Genomic DNA, 18,823 nt, shown 5'->3' with positions numbered 1-18,823 from the left:
AAATGTCAGCATGAGGGTTGTGGGCACCGTTTCCAGCGCTTGACCCCATGCATTGCCCGGAACACGCACCGTCAGGGGCATGTTGCCGTCTGCCTATAAAACATTGGCCCGGACGAGCCGGGCCAAGGACGGGAGGATATTGCACCTCCCCCATCAAGGTCGATCAGGCCTGAGCCTTCTCGATGAACTTTACGGCGTCGCCAACGGTCAGGATCGAGTCAGCTGCGTCGTCGGGGATTTCAACGCCGAATTCTTCTTCGAAAGCCATGACCAGTTCAACGGTGTCGAGCGAATCAGCGCCCAGATCGTCAATGAAGCTGGCGCCTTCGACAACCTTGTCGGCGTCAACGCCAAGATGATCAATTACAATTTTCTTTACGCGTTCTGCGATATCGCTCATGTCGGTTTCCTCGACCTTTATTTTGAAGGGAATGCCTTGCGGCACCCTGCCCTGTTAGAAGCCCTCATGCGCCGTTCAAATCCGGCACCGCTGGCAAACCCGTTCAACCCGGTCCAAGCTAGACATCGTCACACAAAATCGCAACGGCTTCCTGTCTCTCCGGGACGACTGTTCACAGTCTTGGCCCGCTTAACATGGTTTCAATCGGTCGAAAAGCCTGAAAACGCGCTAAGCACAGCGTATGACAGGCAATTTCGCCGGAAACCAGCAAGCGGGGCCTTGCGGCGCAAGCTACCCAAGAAGGAGCTTAAACAGCGCCGCAATCCTTTTCACGACGGCCTGGAGGGCCGTCAGATCATCGCCATGCCGCCATTGACGTGCAGCGTCTGGCCCGTCATGTAGCCCGCCTCGTTGGAAGCGAGGTACAGCACGGCCGAAGCGATTTCCGCGCCGGTTCCCATGCGCTTCATGGGAATGGCGCCCATGATGGCTTCTTTCTGCTTGTCGTTCAGCTTGCCGGTCATGGCGCTTTCGATGAAGCCCGGGGCCACGCAGTTGACGGTGACGTTGCGGGTGGCGATTTCCTGGGCCAGCGACTTCGAAAAACCGATCATGCCGGCCTTGGAGGCGCAATAGTTGGCCTGGCCGGGATTGCCGGTAACGCCGACGATGGAGGTGATGTTGATGATGCGGCCGAAACGGCGGCGCATCATCGGATGCGTCAGTTCGCGCGTCAGGCGGAACATCGCCGTCAGGTTCACTTCGATGACGTTGTCCCAGTCCTCGTCGCTCATGCGCACGAAGAGGCCGTCCTTGGTGATGCCGGCATTGTTGACGAGAATATCGACGCCTTCCAGTTCGGCCTCGGCCTTTTCACCGAGCGCCTTGACCTCGGCGCGGTCGGAAAGGTTGGCCGGGAAAATCTTGACGCGATCGCCAAGTTCCGCTGCCAGCGCCTCGAGCTTTTCAACGCGGGTGCCGTGCAGGCCGACGGTTGCGCCCTGGGCGTGCAGGGTGCGGGCGATTTCTTCGCCGATGCCGCCGGTCGCGCCGGTTACGAGAGCCTTGCGGCCTGTCAGATCAAACATGTCCTATTCCTTCTTTAGAGCTTCGGACTGAAAATGTTCAGCGCTGTTGCGCTCGATGAATGCGGTAGCCGGAGTATCCCGTCTCAGCCGATGAGGGTGGCCAGAAGCTGGTCGATATCGGCAGCACCGTTGACGGCAACGCCGTTCACCGTCTTGTCGATGCGGCGGGCAAGGCCCGTCAGCACCTTGCCGGAGCCGATCTCGTAAAGCTGCGTGACATTGTTGGCGGCGAACCATTCCACCGTCTCGCGCCAGCGCACCTGGCCCGTCACCTGCTCGACCAGCAGGGCGGCGATCTCATTGGCATCGGAAACGGGGGCGGCGCGCACGTTGGCGATGACAGGCACAACCGGGTTGTGCTTTTCGACTTTCGCCAGCGCCTCGCGCATGGCTTCCGCCGCCGGCGCCATCAGCGCGGAGTGGAAGGGGGCGGAAACCGGCAGCATGATGGCGCGCTTGGCGCCCTTTTCGGAAGCGACCGCCGCGGCCTTTTCGACGGCGGCCTTGGAGCCGGAGATGACGAGCTGGCCGCCGCCATTGTCGTTGGCGATCTGGCAGACGCCGAGAATGGCTGCCTCTTCGCAGATTGCCGAAACGGCGTCATGCTCAAGCCCGATGATCGCCGCCATGGCGCCCTCGCCCACCGGCACGGCGGCCTGCATGGCGTTGCCGCGGATGCGCAGAAGACGGGCGGTATCGGCAACCGAGAAGGTGCCGGCGGCACAGAGCGCCGAATATTCGCCGAGCGAATGGCCGGCCACATAAGAAACCGTATCGGACAGCTTGAAGCCGCGCGCTTCGAGAACCCGCATCACCGCCATGGAGACAGCCATGAGGGCCGGCTGGGCGTTGGCGGTCAGCGTCAGCGTCTCTTCCGGGCCGTTCCACATGATGTCGGAAAGCTTCTGGTCGAGCGCCTCGTCGACTTCCTCAAACACGGCGCGCGCTTCCGGATAGGTATCCGCCAGCTCCTTGCCCATGCCGACGGCCTGGCTTCCCTGACCGGGAAATGTGAATGCAATACCCATGGGATGTCGTCCTTCTTGTCTGGCCTTGCCTTTATTCTTTCGGACTTCCATTCACATTCCCGCCAGCGAAGTCAAGGCTTGAAGGCCTACGGCGGGCCTTTGCGAGGGGTTTTGCCGACCTGTTTTCCCCTTTCTTTTCATCATATTTTTTCTTGCACTGCGGCAAATCCCCATTACTTTCACCCCACCTTCCAAAACTCGCCAAAGCACCGGGACCTCTCCATGAAACAGAATCTACTGGGACGCACGGGCATCTCCGTGTCCGAAATCTGCCTCGGCACCATGACGTGGGGCACGCAGAACAGCGAAGCCGAAGCGCATCAGCAGATGGACTATGCCATCGAAAACGGCATCAACTTTTTCGATACGGCCGAGCTTTATCCCACCACCCCCGTCTCCGCCGAAACGCAGGGCCGGACCGAAGAATATATCGGCAGCTGGTTCGAAAAGACCGGCAGGCGCGATCAGGTCGTGCTCGCCACCAAGGTCGCCGGCTCCGGGCGCGATTACATTCGCGGCGGCCGCGATATCGACGCCTCCGCCATCCGCGAGGCTGTCGATACCAGCCTCAAGCGGCTGAAGACCGACTATATCGACCTCTATCAGGTGCACTGGCCGAATCGCGGCACCTATCATTTCCGCGGCGCCTGGAGCTTCGACGCTTCCGGCCAGGACAAGACGCGCACGCTTGCGGAAATCACCGAAAAGCTCGAGACGCTCGGCGAACTGGTGAAGGCCGGCAAGATCCGCGCCATCGGCCTCTCCAACGAAAGCGCCTGGGGCACGCAGAAATATATCGACATAGCAGAAGCCAAGGGCCTGCCCCGCGTCGCCACCATCCAGAACGAATATAACCTGCTCTACCGCAGTTTCGATCTCGACATGGCGGAAGTCGCGCATCACGAAGATGTCGGCCTGCTCGCCTATTCGCCGCTGGCGGCCGGGCTGCTGACCGGCAAATATCAGAACGGCGCCCGCCCCGCAGGTTCGCGCGGCAGCATCAACCACGACCTCGGCGGCCGACTGCAGCCGCATCAGGAAGCGCCGGTCAAGGCCTATCTGGAGCTTGCCGCCAAGCACGGGATCGACCCGGCGCAACTCGCTATCGCTTTCTGCCTGACACGCCCCTTCATGGCCTCGGCCATCATCGGCGCGACGACGATCGAACAGCTGAAGGTGGATATTGCGGCGGCGGATGTGACGCTGTCGGAAGAGGTGCTGAAGGGCATCGCGGCAATCCACCGGCAGTATCCTATGGCGATCTGAACCATCATCAAACAAAAATTAAAATAAACCGTCTTTCAATACTGATTAAATTCTGTATTGTTGCAATCACTGGTGTGTATTTCCGTATACGCCAGTGATTTTATGATTTGGATACAGAATTAAATAGATATTTTTCAACGATAATAATATATTACAATTTGGGAGAATTCGATGGCGAAGACGGTCGCAGATATTCTCAATATAGCTGGCAACGAATGGAACCATTGGGGGAATTCCACATGGAACCTTTCTACTGGCGCCAAGAACATCAAGCACAAAGATGACGAACCCATATTCGCAAAGCACGTCATCAAGAACTACAATGCTGCAGGTGGCGGAGCACCAACTGAAGACGAGATTATGAACGACGAGTATTTCTGGTCTGCCGTCGGGATTTCCTATGTCTTCCATGCCGCACAGTTCAGCAAGAAAGAGTTCCCCTTCGCGCAAGCGCATTCCGTGTGGATTCGCCATTTCATAAAGGCGCGGCAGCAAAACGCGACAAATGCCCTCTATCACGGGTATCGTCTTAAGGAGCCCGGCGCGACACCGGATGTGGGTGATATTGTGGGCTATACTTACGAAAAAGTGAGCTTCCAACAGGCCCAAGGATATTATGACAAAGTCGGGACCTATAAGTCGCATACCGATATTGTCGTTGCCAGACGACCGGGAGAAATCGACGTCATTGGCTTCAACGTTCTCGACTCGGTCACGAAGAAAACGATCCCGCTCAGTGAAAGCGGTCACATTGCCGATACCACGCATAAATGGTTCGTCGTTTTGAAGAAAAACGCGCTTCACTGACAAAACCATTGCCAAAATGCGAAAAATCCGTATAAGCGCGCTGTTCACAACACCCGGTCCAATTGGCTGGTGGCTGAACGGAGGGCTGGTTCCGGCAACGGAACAGCAGGAACCATAAGGTTTTTCCGGCCTCCCGTGTCTCCGCTCTCGACCGTCTCGAACAACGCTTTTCTTGCTTTAAGGCTCACGCCTTTTCAGGAGCAGTCGTTGAGGCTTAGCGCCGTTGCCGGGTGAAGGACGAAACGCAAGAAAGGCAAAGCTTAAATGGCTCTTTACGAACACATCTTCCTTGCCCGGCAGGATATTTCTGCCCAGCAGGTCGACGCACTTGTCGAGCAGTACAAGGGCGTTATCGAATCGTTCGGCGGCAAAGTCGGACGCATCGAGAACTGGGGTCTGAAGTCCCTCACCTACCGCATCAAGAAGAACCGCAAGGCTCACTACGCCCTCATGGACATCGACGCTCCGGCGGCCGCCATCCATGAAGTCGAGCGCCAGATGCGCATCAACGAAGACGTTCTTCGCTACATGACCATCGCCGTCGAAGCCCACGAAGAAGGCCCGTCCGCGATGATGCAGAAGCGCGACCGCGACGACCGTCCGCGCCGCGATGGCGACCGTCCGGACCGTGGCCCGCGTGAAGATCGTGGCCCCCGCGCACCGCGCGAAGGTGGCTTCGGCGACCGCGAAGACCGTCCGCGCCGTCCGCGCGAAGACCGTGCATAAGAAGGAGTTTTGACCAATGGCTGACGCATCCTCTTCCCAGGCACGCCGCCCGTTCCACCGCCGTCGCAAGACGTGCCCCTTCTCCGGCGCCAACGCTCCGAAGATCGACTACAAGGACGTTCGTCTCCTGCAGCGCTACATTTCCGAGCGCGGCAAGATCGTTCCTTCCCGCATCACGGCCGTTTCCCAGAAGAAGCAGCGCGAACTCGCCCAGGCGATCAAGCGCGCCCGTTTCCTCGGCCTGCTGCCCTACGTCGTAGCGTAATGAATTGAAGCGAGGCTGCGTCTTGGCGCGGCCTCGCTTTCTCCGTTGAAGCAACTGACTTTTAATCAGTGGGTTGCGAGTTCAAATCCTTCCGCGTTGGGCGCGGATCGATACCGTAAAACCCATGTTGGGGATGAGGCTCCAAGGAGCGATCCTCTAACTGCTTTAGTTTCAGCAGGACAGCGAAGTGCAGAAGTTGAACCAGACAGTGCTGATCACCGGCGTCCTCGCCGGCATATGCGCCGCGTTTTTAACGCTTGGCGCAACGGCACAGTCGTCGCTTTCTTTCCTGCTCTATGCCGGTTCGGCCATGCCCATCTTCATCGCCGGCATGGGCTGGGGCAACCGCGCCGCCATTATCGCGATCATCACCACGGCCATCATCGGCGCACTCGTCATGTCGCCGCTTTTCGCGCTGACCATTGCGATCTTCACGCTGATCCCGGCGGGTTACCTTTCGCATCTTGCCAATCTGGCGCGTCCGGCTTCCGAACTCGGCGGCCCGGACGATCTGCTCGCCTGGTATCCGCTTTCCGGCATCGTCCTGCACCTGTGCATTCTGGTCTCCATCGCCGTCGTCATTCTCGGCTGGATGATCGGTTACGGTCCCGATCTCGTCGCCCGCATGGTCGATATCATGATGACCTCGGTGCAGAATCGCGAACCCTTGTTCGAACCCAATGCCGAGGCACTCGCCCAGACGAAATCCCTGCTGGTGCTGATGCTGCCGATCGTTCAGGGCGGCCTCTGGGTCATCCTGCTGTTTGCCGCCTATTATTTCGCGACGCGGCTGGTCGGCACCTTCGGCAAGGGCCTTCGCCCGCGTGAGGATATTGCTTCCGCGCTGCGTATGCACCGCAACGCCATCTTCATTTTTCTGGCCGGCATCGTCGCCATGTTCCTCGGCGGCGTCGCGGCCATGGTCGGCGCGGTCATCTGCGGCACCTTCGGCGCAGGCTTCCTGATGGCGGGTTACGCCTCGCTGCACAAGCGCGCCCGCGGCAAGGACTGGCGGCTGCCGGTTCTTATCCTCGCTTATCTCTCGGCGGTCTTTGTCTTTCCGCTGTTCATCATTCTCGTGTTCGGCCTGAGCGACGTGCGCAGCACGATCTCTCTTACTCCGACGCGGAAAACCGACAATACGAACGAAACCAAACCATAGAAAGGATCAAGAAGATGGACGTCATTCTTCTCGAACGCATCAACAAGCTCGGCCAGATGGGCGAAACCGTAAAGGTTCGCGACGGCTACGCCCGTAACTTCCTGCTGCCGCAGGGCAAGGCGCTGCGCGCCAACGCCGCCAACAAGGCCCGTTTCGAAACCGAGCGCGCAACGCTCGAAGCCCGTAACCTCGAGCGCAAGTCGGAAGCCCAGAAGGTTGCCGAGGCTCTGGAAGGCAAGTCCTTCATCGTCGTCCGTTCGGCTGGCGAAACCGGCCAGCTCTACGGTTCTGTTGCTGCCCGCGACGTCGTTGAAATCCTGGCTGCCGAAGGCTTCAACATCGGCCGTAACCAGGTTGAGCTGAACACGCCGATCAAGACCATCGGTCTTCACAACGTCACCCTGCACCTGCATGCCGAAGTCGAGCTGCAGGTCGAGCTGAACGTTGCCCGTTCGGCTGAAGAAGCAGAGCGTCAGGCCAAGGGCGAAAGCCTCACCTCCGCTGACGCCATCTACGGCGTTGACGAAGACGCACTGCGTCCGGAAGACTTCTTCGATCCGGAAGCCGATCGCGACGGCGACGACGAATAAGATTTGGCCCTTGTGGCCATAAGAAAACCCCGGATGGAGACATCCGGGGTTTTTTGTTGGCTTGAATTCGCGGAGGAATACCCCCCTCTGCCCTGCCGGGCATCTCCCCCTCAAGGGGGGAGATCGGCAGGAAGCGCTACCACCACTTCATTCGCAAACGTTGAGATGGGCGAGACCTAACCGCGAGTCGATCTCCCCCCCTTGAGGGGGAGATGTCCGGCAGGACAGAGGGGGGTGAGCCACGCCCATCCAATCCTAACCTACTTCGCCGCCGTCTCCGCACCCTCCGGCGCCACGCTCTTATCCACATGCACCACCACCGACATGCCCGGCGAAAGCTCCGCGGCCAGCGGCTGATCCGCATCGATCACGATCCGCACGCCGAGGCGCTGGGCGATCTTCACGAAATTGCCCGTCGCATTGTCCGGCTTGATGACGGCGAATTCCGACCCCGTCGCGGGCGAGAAGCGCTCCACATGGCCGGTAAGCTTGCGGCGATGCAGGGCATCGACCGAAATCGTCACCGGCTGGCCGACCTGCATGCCGGCAAGCTGGGTTTCCTTGAAATTGGCGATAACCCAGACATCATGCGGCACGACGGCCATCAGCTGCGTTCCGGCGGTGACATACTGGCCGGTGCGCACGCCGACTTCGCCGAGCCTGCCATCCACGGGCGCATGGATCTCGGTATTGGAGAGATCGATCCGGGCGAGCTCGACGGCGGCTTCGGCATTGGCTACGGCGGCCTGCAGCGAGCTGCGGTTGACGATGATGGTCTGCAGATCCTGTCGGGAGACTTCGAGTGCGGCCTTGGCCTGCGAAAGTGATGCGCGGGCCTTTTCAAGCGCGGCATGGGCCTCTTCCTGAAGGCTGGAGGTTCCCGCACCGCTCTTGATGAGATTGTCCTGACGGTCGGATGCGAGCTGCGCCTGTTTCAGCGAGGCCTGCGCGCTGTCGACAGCCGCCTGGCTGGAGAGAATATTGGCATTGGCGGCATTTTCCTGCTGGCGGGAATTATCGAGCGCCGCCTTCTGCGTATCGAGCGTTGCTTCCGCCTGTGCCTGCTTCTGGCGGTAGATGCGGTCGTCGATTTTCGCCAGCAGCGCGCCCTGCCTGACTTCCTGATAATCCTTCACCGGCACATCCACGACATAACCGCTCACCTGCGGGCTCATCGTCGTGACATAACCACGCACGAAGGCGTTGTCGGTCATTTCGACGGTGGACAGGAACGGCGGCAGCCGCCAGGCGTAAAGCACCAGCGCCACGCCGGCGAGACCGCCGAGCAGCACGAGAATGGAAACGGGGGTAAAAAACTTCTTCAGCATTTTGTCACTCTTGGAATGTTCAAGACTGTGGTGCCGGTGCGGCATCGATTTCTTCCCGGAAAAGGAAAGGACGGATGCGCAGCCATGCAAGGTGGATCAAAAGCGTGGCCAGCGCCAGCGCGGAAACGACGGAAATCAGCAGGAACGTGTCATTGTAAGCAAGCACATAGGCTTCCTTGCTGACCTGTTGGCCGAGCAGCGACAGCCCCTCGGCCTTCAGCAATGCCGGATCGGTGATGACATGGCCGTAGGCGCTGGAAAGCTGCGAGACGCGCTGGGCGACCATGGGATTGGTGAGCAGGATATTTTCCACCAGAATATTGGAGTGGAATTTCTCCCGTAGCGTTACGAAACTGCCGAGCAGGCCGGTCATCAGCATCGAACCCGTGATCTGCGTGAACAGGAAGATGGTGATGAAATTCACCAGATAGGGTGCGCCCCTGGCAAGCGCTGCGGCAAATCCCTTGGCCATGACGGGTGGCAGGAACATGGCCGCACCGAAGGCGATCATCATCTGGCTGAGATACATCTCACCCGGCCGCGTCAGATTGCTGGACTGGCTGTCCATGAAGGAACCGGCAGCGATCAGCGTCAGCGCAATCACATGGGCGGTATCGACGTATTTCGTGAGCATCAGCCAGGCACAGGCCGCACCGCCGAGAATGGTTGCCAACAGCACAAGTGCATAAAGCGTCGTCGTCTGCTCGTTCAACAGGCCGAGCTGCTGGTAAAAGCTGACCGCCGTCGACGATTGCTCGGAAGAGACCGCGCGGTAGACAAGCAGTACCGCAATAATGTGCATGTTGGTCTTCGAAAAAATCCAGCGCAGATCGAGCAACGGATTCTTGCGCGGCAATTCGATGAAAGCCATGAGGGTCAGAAGTGCGATGGAGGTCGCCAGAAGGACGCCCAGCCACCATGTTTCGAACCACCAGTAGAACCGGCCGAGCGTGAGCATGACGGCAAGACAGCCCAGACCACCCGCAAACAGAAGATAGCTCAGAATATCCATGCGCTCGATGACTTTCGCCCGTGGCGGCGGGGTGACTTTCAGCACATAGATCATGGCGAAAGCGATCAGCGCGAATCCCACTTCCATGGAATAGAGCGCGTTCCAGCCGTCGATTTCCAAGAGGGATGGCGAGACGATGCGCGCGAGCGGCGCCGACAGCAACGTGCCCGTCAGCGCGATGCTGAAACCGAGCGAGAATTTCCGCGCCGGCGGGAAGGCTTCCAGAATATAGAGAAAGCCGAGCGACGAGATCGGCGCGGCGGCCATGCCGCTGACAAAGCGGATGACGATGGCCGAATGCAGGTCGGTCACGAACAGGTTGAGACAGGAAGCGACGACAAACACGATAATCGAGACTTCGGCAAAGGGCCGCAGGCCATATTGCGCCCGGACCTTGAACAGCGCGATGGAAAACGTGGCGTAAGGCGCCATATAGGCGGCGGAAAGCCAGGCGACCTCGGCCACGGTGGCGGAAAACTCGCCCTGCAGCTGGTAGATATTGGCCATGACGAGGTTCATGCCCAAACCTTGCGTAATGAAGAACGACAGGCCCGCGAAGATGAAACACAGCCGCAGCCATAGCGGCCGCTCGACCGGCTGCGGTGCGGCTGCGGCCGCGGGTTCCGGTACGGTTTCGTCCGTGCCCGAAGCACTCATCGGCGTGGCTGCCTCTTCCGGAAGGTCGGCGGGTTTGGCCGTCGCTTCGGCATTTTGCGAGGCGGCCTCGTCAGCGGTTTGCGGCACTGGGGTGCTCACGATTGCACCCTCCCGGCCGCGAGATTTTGCAGATTGGCCGAAAGCCTGCGCATGACATCGAGCGCCATGGCCAGTTCCTGCGAGGAAATGTCGGCGGCAATCTCGGAGCGCAGCGACTTTGCCATCGCCTGCACCGTCTCGGAGGTTTTTTCACCTTCCGCCGTCATGTGGATGCGTTTGGCGCGGCGGTCGTTCTCATCCGAACGGCGTTCGATGAGGTTCTGTTTCTCCATGCCGTCAAGCACCCGCACCAGCGTCGGCGTTTCGATTTCCATTTCCTCGGCAAGCTCCGTCTGCGTCAACGGCCCACGCCGCGACAGCGCAAAGAGCGCTCGCGCCCGTGCAAGCGTCAGCCCGCTCTCCCCCACCCGCGCATCGAAAAACGCACGCAGTTTGCGGGTGAAAGCGGAGACTTCATCCAGAAGCTGTTCCTTGTCGGTCTCGCGGGACATATCAGCAAGCCTTATAATTAGCACACTACTTATTTTCTGCCTATTTATTCGCAAGACTGACGATTTTCAAGTTTCTTTCACGCCGGGTCTGCCATGCGATAAACTCATGGCAGCGAATCACCTTGCCGGAAGGATCCGGCCCCTTGTTCCCAACCCGCCTGTGGATTGCTGGGGACAACTGAAGATGTGATCAAGCTTCGCAGAGCAGACGTCAGCCTGCCATAGAGTGTTGCAACATTATCATTGACTGCCATGCCCCAGAAAGCCAAACCCGAGGTTTAAGGACAAAGGCAAAGGGAGATCGCGCAAACCATGAACGACGCTGTGAGAAAGATCACCCCCGCGCAACCGGCGGAACCGCACTACCGCGAGGCGCCGAACAATATCGAGGCGGAACAGGCGCTGCTCGGCGCCATCCTCGTCAATAACGACGCTTATTACCGCGTGTCGGACTTCCTGAAGCCGGTGCATCTTTACGAACCGCTGCATCGCAAGATTTTTGAAGTTGCGGGCGATATCATCCGCATGGGCAAGACCGCCAATCCGGTGACGATCAAGACCTTCCTGCCCGCCGACGACAAGATCGGCGATCTGACGGTGGCGCAATATCTCGCGCGTCTGGCAGCGGAAGCCGTATCGATCATCAACGCGGAAGACTACGGCCGCGCGATCTATGATCTGGCGCTGCGCCGGGCGCTGATCCAGATCGGCGAGGATGTCGTCAACATCGCCTATGATGCGCCGCTCGACATGCCGCCGCAGGCGCAGATCGAAGACACCGAGCGCCGCCTGTTCGAACTGGCGGAAACCGGCCGTTACGACGGCGGCTTCCAGTCGTTCAACGATGCCGTGGCGCTGGCGATCGACATGGCGGGCGCCGCCTTCGAACGCGACGGCAATCTCTCCGGCATTTCCACCGGCATTCATTCGCTCGACGCCCGCATGGGCGGGTTGCAGCGTTCCGACCTTATCGTGCTTGCGGGTCGTCCGGGTATGGGCAAGACCTCGCTTGCGACCAACATCGCCTACAATATCGCCGCATCCTATGAACAGGAAGTACAGCCGGACGGGTCGTACAAGGCGAAGAATGGCGGCGTCGTCGGCTTCTACTCGCTCGAAATGTCGTCCGAACAGCTTGCGACCCGTATCATTTCCGAGCAGACGGAAGTGTCCTCCTCGAAAATCCGCCGCGGTGACATCACCGAGGCCGATTTCGAAAAGCTGGTCGCCTGCTCCCAGATGATGCAGAAGGTGCCGCTTTACATCGACCAGACTGGTGGTATCTCGATTGCCCAGCTTTCCGCCCGCGCCCGCCGCCTGAAGCGCCAGCGCGGCCTCGACGTTCTGGTGGTCGACTACGTTCAGCTGATGACCGGCTCCGGCAAGAGCGGCGAAAACCGCGTGCAGGAAATCACCCAGATCACCACGGGCCTCAAGGCGCTCGGCAAGGAACTCAACGTTCCGATCATCGCGCTGTCACAGCTCTCCCGTGCGGTGGAAAGCCGCGAAGACAAGCGTCCGCAGCTTTCCGACCTGCGTGAATCCGGCTCCATCGAGCAGGACGCGGACGTCGTGCTCTTCGTGTTCCGTGAGGAATATTACGTCAAGAACATGGAGCCGCGCGATATTTCCGATCCCAAATATGCCGAATGGGAGGCCCTGTTCGACAAGGTGAAGGGTACGGCTGACGTTATCATCGCCAAGCAGCGTCACGGACCGACCGGCACAGTGAAACTCGCCTTCCAGTCCGAATTCACCCGCTTTACCGATCTGGCCGATCCGAGCTTCAGCCAGTACGAGGAGCATTGATCCGGATAGGGCGAGAGGGTGTTATGTTTACCCTCTCGCCAGTCCCGCATTCCCTGTACGAGGCCGGAGTCTTTTCAGGGACTTGGTGACGTTTTCTCACAATCCGATTCCGCGCAGCAGTGCCACGGACGCAACGCCGAGTGCGGCCGCCGGCAGCAGGCTGAGGCGCAGCGCGGCGATGGCGGTGATTGCGCAGGCGATGGTTTCCGCCAGCCCGCTGGCGAGTGCCGTCGGCGTAACCACGGCCATCAGGACGGCGGGCGGCACCACGCCGAGCGCCTTTTTCAGACGCGGTGTCAGTGTAAAATGACTGACCAGCAGCAGGCCGCCAAGGCGCGTGGCGACCGTTGCCGCCATCATGGCGAGGATTGTCAGAAGTGTATTCGGGTCGAGCGTCATGCCGGCTGCTCCGCCGGCTCCTCGTGGCCGAAAGCGGCGACCGCAAGTCCGGCGAGCGCGCCGGCGGCGATATACCAGGCGCCGGGAACCAGCGCATGGGTGAGACAGGCGGCGGCCGCACTTGCCAGAAGCACGAAGCCGGTTTCCCTGCCCTTCCAGAAGCCCATGAGAAGCACGATGAAGACGGCGGGAAAGGCGAAATCCAGACCAATGACCGACATGTCGCCAACTATCGAACCGAGCAGCGCGCCGGCAAGGGTTGCGAGGTTCCAGACGAGATAGATCGACAATGCGGCCCCCGTGAAGAAAGCCGCCGTCAGCCTGCCGGCGATGACACGAAATTCTGACAATGCCCAGGATTCATCCGTCAGCACCAGCATGGCGGCGTATTTCCGCCAGCCCCTGAAATCATCCAGCTTGCCGGCGATGGAGGCGCTCATCAGCACATGGCGCAGGTTGACCAGCAGTGCCGCAAAGCCGAGCGCGCTCCAGCTTGCCGGATGGGTCCATAGATCCATGGCCACGAATTGCGAGCCACCGGCAAAGACCAGCAGCGACATCAGCGAGGCTTCCAGCGGCGACAGGCCCTTGCCGATGGCAACCGCACCAAACACCACGCCGATCGGCACCATGGCGACCAGCAATGGGGCGGCAGCCCGCAATCCTGCGCTGAATTCCGCGCGTTTTTCCGATATGGACATCGCATTCTCCCGTTCAGAAGAGAGCGATTACGCCCGGGACGCCTTACGGTCTTGAACGAAAGTGACGTCGGGAAGAAAAGGCACGCGGAATCACGCCACCCGGAACTGCCCCGGCGTTACACCGGTGCGGGCCTTGAAATGCCGGGTGAAATGCGCCTGATCGGCAAAACCGCACATCGCCGCAACCTCGGCCGGCATTTCGCCGGCGCGCAGAAGCTGGCGCGCCCGGCGGATACGCACATCCGTCAGATAGGCATGCGGCGTGATGTGAAACTCTTTCCTGAAAGCGCGGATGAGGTGCGCACGGCTGAGACCGGCGATGGAGGCCAGCTCCTCAAGGCCGATATCGGTTTCGTAATTGTCGGAAAGATAGTCGCGGGCGGTGTAAACCGCCGTTTTCTCACGGGTTTCGACGGGCAGGACGATGGCGCTGCCGTGCCGGCCGAACAGGGCGGCGAGAACCGAGAACATGCCCTCATCCGCCTCCAGAGCGCCGGATTTCGCCTCCAGCCGCCGGTGCGCCATCTGGAAGGCGACCGCCATCTGCGGATCGCGCGGCAGGAATCTTGGAAAGGACGGCGTACCGTGAAAGGCCCTGCCCGTCACATCCTCGATAATATCGCGCAGCAAGGCGATATCGGGATAGATCATCCGGTAGCGATAACCGCCGCCGCCCGGTGCGCCATCGTGAACCTCATCCGGGTTGATGAGATAAAGATGCCCCGGCCCCGTCTGCTCGGTGGTGCCCTGAATGGTGGAAATCTGCGAGCCGCTTTCGATGGCGCCGATGGAAAACGTGTCATGCGCATGCGGCGAATATTCATGGGTGAGAAACGTCGCGCTCAGGCATTCCATGCCGCCAAAACGCCGGTCACGCCAGAAACGCGTGGTTTCCGTCGTGGCAACGGGCATGACATCCAGGGCCTGTTCCTGCGAAACATTGTGCATGAGCGAAGTTTAGAACATTCCGTCCTTACCGTCTTGAACAAAAGTGCTAGGGTCCGGCAGTTCCCATCAACCGGACGCATGGCATGACAGACGACTTCGAAGATACTTTCGCCGAAACCGACATTTTCGATCACGCACCCCTGAGGCTCACCGTCGATCTCGGCGCTCTGGCCGATAATTGGCGGGGCATGAAAAGGCGTTCCGGCAAGGCGCGAACGGCGGCGGTCGTCAAGGCCGATGCCTATGGTCTCGGGATCGAGGATTGCGGCGCCACCCTCTACCATGCCGGTGCGCGCGATTTCTTCGTGGCCACGGTGGCAGAGGGTGCAACTTTGCGCTCCTATGCGCCGGAAGCGCGTATCTACGTGCTTTCCGGCGTCTGGCAGGGTCAGGAACGGCAGGTCTTCGACAACGATCTTGTGCCGGTTCTGGCCTCCGAAGAACAGCTGTCCTTCTGGATGGCGACGGTTGCCGAGCGGGGCGATCATCCCTGCGCGCTGCATGTGGATACCGGCTTCAATCGCCTCGGTCTGCCCCTCGACGACGCGCTGTTTCTGGCCGACGACGTGACGAGGCCGGCGAGTTTCGATCCAGTTCTGGTATTGTCGCACCTCGCCTGCGCCGACACGCCCTCCTCGCCGATGAACGGGGTCCAGCTCGAATCATTCCGGAAGGTTAGCGCGGCTTTCGAAGGTATCGAATCAAGCCTTTCGGCTTCCGCCGGCATCTTTCTGGGCTCAGATTATCATTTCGACCTCACCCGCCCCGGCATCGCGCTTTATGGCGGCGAGGCAGTCAACGGCGCGGCCAATCCGATGCGGCCTGTGGCCACGGCCGAGGCGCGGATCCTCCAGATTCGCGAGGCCGGCGAAGGCCAGACCGTGAGTTATGGCGGCACCTTCCCGCTGAAGCGCGCGAGCCGGCTTGCCATCGCAGCCGTCGGTTACGCCGATGGATACCAGCGTTCGCTTTCCGGCTCCGGCATTCCGCTGCGTGAAATGGGCCATGGCGGCGCCTATGGCGTCGTCAACGGCTACAGGGTGCCGGTAGCCGGCCGCGTGACCATGGACCTCACCATATTTGACGTGACGGATGTTCCGGCCAATGCCATCCGTGTCGGCGACTATATCGAGCTTTTTGGCCCCAACGTGCCGGTCGATGAGACGGCACGGGCCGCCGGCACCATCGGTTACGAAATGCTCACGGGGCTTGGCCTGCGCTACGAGCGGCAATATCTGATGGCCGACGACTGAGGCGCGCCTTTAGCACTTGGAAAGCCGACGCGACCTGTGTTAAAAGAGAACAAAAGGAGATCGAAATGCCCGAAATCCATTTGAGCGAGCAGGACGAGAAGTTCATCGAGGAGCAGGTGGCGGCTGGTATTTACAGCGATGCGGATGCCGTTATTCATGCGAGCCTGCAATTGCTGAGCAGTGACGAAGGTAAACGAGCCGCGCTTCAGTTGCTGATCCAGGAGGGCATCGATGACGCCGAGGCGGGCCGGGTCCACCGTTATGCCTCACAGGACGAGTTTCTGAGCGATATCAAACGCGTTTCCGCGCAGCAAAAAACGGGGTCCGGCCATTAAAATCCGGACTCCAACCTTGACCACGCGCGCAAGGCGCGACCTTGCCGAAGACCACGCCTATATCGAGGCTGAAAATCCCCTTGCTGCTGATCGCTTCGCCCTCGATATCTTCAATAAAATCGAATCGATAGCGGCGCTGGGCTTATCCGGTGTCTCAAGAAGCGGATATGGAGCCGGGCTTCGCAGCATCGCTTATCGTGAGCGCGTCATTTTCTTTCGTGTCGACGAGAATGAGCTTACCGTTCTGCGCGTGCTGCACGGCCATCAGGACATTTCCGCTGACGATTTCAAACAAGAAGAAAACTGACATAGATGGCCAAAGCCAAGACCCAATTCGTGTGCCAGAACTGCGGCACGGTTCACACCCGCTGGGCGGGAAAATGCGAAGGCTGCGGCGAGTGGAATACCATCGTCGAAGAAGACCCGATGGGCGGCATCGGCTCCGGGCCGGGCAAGGCACCGAAGAAGGGGCGCCCGGTAACGCTCACCTCGCTTTCCGGTGAAATTGAGGAAGCGCCGCGCATCCCGACCGGCATCAGCGAACTCGACCGCGCGACGGGCGGCGGTTTCGTGCGCGGTTCGGCCGTCCTGATCGGCGGTGATCCCGGTATCGGCAAATCGACGTTGCTGATGCAGGCGGCGGCCGCCCTGTCGCGGCGCGGGCACCGCATCGTCTATGTCTCGGGCGAAGAAGCGGTGGCGCAGGTGCGTCTGCGCGCCCAGCGTCTCGGGGCGGCGGAAACCGACGTGCTGCTGGCCGCCGAAACCAATGTCGAGGACATTCTGGCGACGATCTCCGAGGGCAAACGGCCCGATCTCGTCATCATCGATTCCATCCAGACGCTGTGGAGCGATACGGCTGATTCGGCCCCCGGCACGGTGACGCAGGTGCGCACCGGCGTGCAGGCGATGATCCGTTTCGCCAAGCAGACGGGTGCGACCATGGTGCTTGTTGGCCATGTGACGAAGGAAGGCCAGATTGCCGGTCCGCGCGTGGTCGAGCACATGGTCGATGCCGTGCTTTATTTCGAAGGCGACCGCGGCCACCATTACCGCATCCTGCGCACCGTCAAGAACCGCTTCGGGCCGACCGATGAGATCGGCGTGTTTGAAATGTCGGATCGCGGCCTGCGGGAAGTCTCCAACCCTTCCGAACTGTTTCTCGGCGAGCGCAACGAAAAATCGCCCGGTGCGGCGGTTTTTGCCGGCATCGAGGGCACTCGGCCCGTGCTTGTCGAAGTGCAGGCGCTGGTCGCGCCCACGTCGCTCGGTACACCGCGCCGCGCCGTGGTCGGCTGGGACAGCTCACGTCTTGCCATGATTCTCGCCGTGCTGGAGGCCCATTGCGGCGTGAAGCTCGGCCAGCATGACGTCTATCTCAATGTCGCCGGCGGCTACCGCATTTCCGAACCGGCGGCGGATATGGCGATTGCGTCGGCGCTGGTTTCGTCACTCGCCGGCCTTGCCCTGCCCGCCGATTGCGTCTATTTCGGCGAAATCAGCCTGTCGGGCGCGGTGCGGCCGGTCTCGCATACCGGCCAGCGATTGAAAGAAGCTGAAAAACTCGGTTTTTCCGCCGCACTTCTGCCTTCTGCTTCGGCTGAATTGCCGAAAGGCGGGAAGGGACGCTGGACGGAAATCGAAAGCCTTCCGGACCTGGTGGCCCGCATCGCCGGCTCCGGCAACCGGTTCAAACAGGTTGAGGACGACGAATATTGATCCTTTCGCCAAGGGAAACAGTGGTGTAAGAGGATCGCACAATTGGCAAGGCAGCGTCTGACAAGGCGTCGCACCTCCGGAGTTGGTATATGCCCATTACAATTTTCGACGGCATCGTCATCGCCGTTGTTCTTTTCTCCGCCATTCTCGCGATGGTCCGCGGCTTCTCCCGCGAAATCCTGTCGATCGCGAGCTGGGCCGGTTCGGTCGCCGCCGCCTATTATCTCTATCCGGTCCTGCTGCCCTATGCGCGCAACTATACCGATGACGACAAGATCGCCATTGCCGGTTCGGCGGGCGTCGTTTTCCTCGTCTCGCTGATCGTGATTTCCTTCATCACCTCGCGCATTGCCGATTTCATCATCGACAGCCGTATCGGCGCGCTGGATCGCACGCTCGGTTTCCTGTTCGGCGCGGCGCGCGGCATTCTGCTTCTGGTCGTTGCGGTAGCCTTCTGGAACTGGCTGGTGGATGTGAAGACCCAGCCGGAATGGGTGACGCAGGCCAAGTCCAAGCCCTTCCTCGACGGGCTGGTGGGCAAGCTGGAAGCGGTTCTGCCTGACGATATCGAACCGCAGATCCGCGCCCGTATCCTTGGAAAACCACAGGAACCGACAACGACGCAGGCGCCTGCAGAAGATGTGCCGGCAACAAATCCGCCGGCAACGAATAATTGACACGAGGGTGCGCCTTGCAATGCATGCAAGGCGCGCTATTTGTGCTAAATATCAAGCACGACACAGATGGGCCGACCGGGGAAATACTCACCGGAGAGGTCT

21 protein-coding genes are annotated in these 18,823 nt (G+C 60.2%); 12 read left to right on the top strand and 9 right to left on the bottom strand.

Annotated features, from left to right (window positions below):
* Positions 1-163: 163 nt before the first annotated feature.
* The 3 genes from ACIQUH_RS01220 to fabD all read right to left on the bottom strand — a co-directional run bounded on the left by ACIQUH_RS01220 (position 164) and on the right by fabD (position 2,516).
* Positions 164-400 (bottom strand): acyl carrier protein, encoded by a 237-nt coding sequence (locus ACIQUH_RS01220; protein WP_003502080.1) that lies wholly within the window; start codon positions 398-400, stop codon positions 164-166.
* A gap of 350 nt (positions 401-750) precedes the next feature.
* On the bottom strand, positions 751-1,488 hold the full coding sequence (fabG, locus tag ACIQUH_RS01215) for a 3-oxoacyl-[acyl-carrier-protein] reductase (RefSeq protein ID WP_400811968.1): 738 nt from the start codon (positions 1,486-1,488) through the stop codon (positions 751-753).
* Positions 1,489-1,571: 83 nt separating this feature from the next.
* Positions 1,572-2,516 (bottom strand): ACP S-malonyltransferase, encoded by a 945-nt coding sequence (fabD, locus tag ACIQUH_RS01210; RefSeq protein ID WP_400811966.1) that lies wholly within the window; start codon positions 2,514-2,516, stop codon positions 1,572-1,574.
* Between the two features lie 222 nt (positions 2,517-2,738).
* Between fabD and ACIQUH_RS01205 the strand changes: the two genes are divergently transcribed.
* From ACIQUH_RS01205 to rplI, 6 genes are all read left to right on the top strand, one after another.
* On the top strand, positions 2,739-3,782 hold the full coding sequence (locus ACIQUH_RS01205) for an aldo/keto reductase (protein WP_400811964.1): 1,044 nt from the start codon (positions 2,739-2,741) through the stop codon (positions 3,780-3,782).
* Between the two features lie 171 nt (positions 3,783-3,953).
* Positions 3,954-4,589, top strand: a complete 636-nt coding sequence (locus tag ACIQUH_RS01200) for a DUF2272 domain-containing protein (protein WP_400811963.1) — start codon at positions 3,954-3,956, stop codon at positions 4,587-4,589.
* A 264-nt stretch (positions 4,590-4,853) separates the two neighbouring features.
* Positions 4,854-5,315 carry a 30S ribosomal protein S6 gene (gene rpsF, locus ACIQUH_RS01195; RefSeq protein WP_003520723.1) on the top strand — a complete coding sequence of 154 codons (462 nt, stop codon included), beginning with the start codon at positions 4,854-4,856 and terminating at the stop codon, positions 5,313-5,315.
* A gap of 16 nt (positions 5,316-5,331) precedes the next feature.
* Positions 5,332-5,580 (top strand): 30S ribosomal protein S18, encoded by a 249-nt coding sequence (gene rpsR, locus ACIQUH_RS01190; protein ID WP_003502063.1) that lies wholly within the window; start codon positions 5,332-5,334, stop codon positions 5,578-5,580.
* A gap of 187 nt (positions 5,581-5,767) precedes the next feature.
* Complete coding sequence (locus ACIQUH_RS01185) at positions 5,768-6,742, top strand: DUF2232 domain-containing protein (RefSeq protein WP_400811961.1); 975 nt, start codon at positions 5,768-5,770, stop codon at positions 6,740-6,742.
* Between the two features lie 14 nt (positions 6,743-6,756).
* Complete coding sequence (rplI, locus tag ACIQUH_RS01180) at positions 6,757-7,332, top strand: 50S ribosomal protein L9 (RefSeq protein WP_035261991.1); 576 nt, start codon at positions 6,757-6,759, stop codon at positions 7,330-7,332.
* A 260-nt stretch (positions 7,333-7,592) separates the two neighbouring features.
* Here the strand turns inward: rplI and ACIQUH_RS01175 are convergent, their stop codons facing one another.
* Genes ACIQUH_RS01175 through ACIQUH_RS01165 form a run of 3 tightly spaced genes read right to left on the bottom strand, consistent with a single transcriptional unit; the run spans position 7,593 to position 10,880 of the window.
* Positions 7,593-8,660 (bottom strand): HlyD family secretion protein, encoded by a 1,068-nt coding sequence (locus ACIQUH_RS01175; protein WP_400811959.1) that lies wholly within the window; start codon positions 8,658-8,660, stop codon positions 7,593-7,595.
* Positions 8,661-8,679: 19 nt separating this feature from the next.
* Positions 8,680-10,428, bottom strand: coding sequence for an MFS transporter (locus ACIQUH_RS01170; RefSeq protein ID WP_400811957.1), 1,749 nt, complete (start codon positions 10,426-10,428; stop codon positions 8,680-8,682).
* Positions 10,425-10,880, bottom strand: coding sequence for a MarR family winged helix-turn-helix transcriptional regulator (locus ACIQUH_RS01165; RefSeq protein WP_080852347.1), 456 nt, complete (start codon positions 10,878-10,880; stop codon positions 10,425-10,427). Before ACIQUH_RS01165 ends, ACIQUH_RS01170 begins: the two co-directional genes overlap by 4 nt.
* A gap of 312 nt (positions 10,881-11,192) precedes the next feature.
* On the opposite strand from ACIQUH_RS01165, the gene ACIQUH_RS01160 reads away from it, so the two are divergent.
* On the top strand, positions 11,193-12,689 hold the full coding sequence (locus tag ACIQUH_RS01160; protein WP_003520716.1) for a replicative DNA helicase: 1,497 nt from the start codon (positions 11,193-11,195) through the stop codon (positions 12,687-12,689).
* Positions 12,690-12,785: 96 nt separating this feature from the next.
* On the opposite strand, the gene ACIQUH_RS01155 is transcribed toward ACIQUH_RS01160, so the two are convergent.
* The 3 genes from ACIQUH_RS01155 to ACIQUH_RS01145 form a co-directional block, all read right to left on the bottom strand.
* Entirely contained in the window at positions 12,786-13,088 is a 303-nt protein-coding gene (locus tag ACIQUH_RS01155; RefSeq protein WP_400811955.1) for an AzlD family protein, read from the bottom strand.
* Positions 13,085-13,789, bottom strand: a complete 705-nt coding sequence (locus tag ACIQUH_RS01150; RefSeq protein ID WP_400811953.1) for an AzlC family ABC transporter permease — start codon at positions 13,787-13,789, stop codon at positions 13,085-13,087. Before ACIQUH_RS01150 ends, ACIQUH_RS01155 begins: the two co-directional genes overlap by 4 nt.
* Before the next feature lie 90 nt (positions 13,790-13,879).
* Complete coding sequence (locus ACIQUH_RS01145; protein ID WP_400811951.1) at positions 13,880-14,737, bottom strand: AraC family transcriptional regulator; 858 nt, start codon at positions 14,735-14,737, stop codon at positions 13,880-13,882.
* 83 nt (positions 14,738-14,820) lie between these two features.
* Here ACIQUH_RS01145 and alr point away from each other — a divergent pair, with 83 nt between their 5' ends.
* The 5 genes from alr to ACIQUH_RS01120 all read left to right on the top strand — a co-directional run bounded on the left by alr (position 14,821) and on the right by ACIQUH_RS01120 (position 18,721).
* Positions 14,821-15,990, top strand: coding sequence for an alanine racemase (gene alr, locus ACIQUH_RS01140; protein WP_400811949.1), 1,170 nt, complete (start codon positions 14,821-14,823; stop codon positions 15,988-15,990).
* A 65-nt stretch (positions 15,991-16,055) separates the two neighbouring features.
* Positions 16,056-16,325 carry a type II toxin-antitoxin system ParD family antitoxin gene (locus tag ACIQUH_RS01135; protein ID WP_400811947.1) on the top strand — a complete coding sequence of 90 codons (270 nt, stop codon included), beginning with the start codon at positions 16,056-16,058 and terminating at the stop codon, positions 16,323-16,325.
* A gap of 16 nt (positions 16,326-16,341) precedes the next feature.
* The gene (locus tag ACIQUH_RS01130) at positions 16,342-16,632 is read left to right on the top strand and encodes a type II toxin-antitoxin system RelE/ParE family toxin (RefSeq protein WP_400811945.1); all 291 of its coding nucleotides are present in this window, start codon (positions 16,342-16,344) and stop codon (positions 16,630-16,632) included.
* Positions 16,633-16,637: 5 nt separating this feature from the next.
* Positions 16,638-18,044 carry a DNA repair protein RadA gene (radA, locus tag ACIQUH_RS01125; protein WP_400811943.1) on the top strand — a complete coding sequence of 469 codons (1,407 nt, stop codon included), beginning with the start codon at positions 16,638-16,640 and terminating at the stop codon, positions 18,042-18,044.
* A gap of 89 nt (positions 18,045-18,133) precedes the next feature.
* Entirely contained in the window at positions 18,134-18,721 is a 588-nt protein-coding gene (locus tag ACIQUH_RS01120) for a CvpA family protein (RefSeq protein ID WP_003502039.1), read from the top strand.
* The last annotated feature ends 102 nt before the right edge of the window (positions 18,722-18,823 follow it).

It is taken from the genome of Agrobacterium sp. NPDC090283, from assembly GCF_044769685.1.
GTDB lineage: Bacteria > Pseudomonadota > Alphaproteobacteria > Rhizobiales > Rhizobiaceae > Agrobacterium.
The sequence above is the reverse complement of the archived record's forward strand: the minus strand, read 5'-3'. Positions and strand labels throughout refer to the sequence as shown.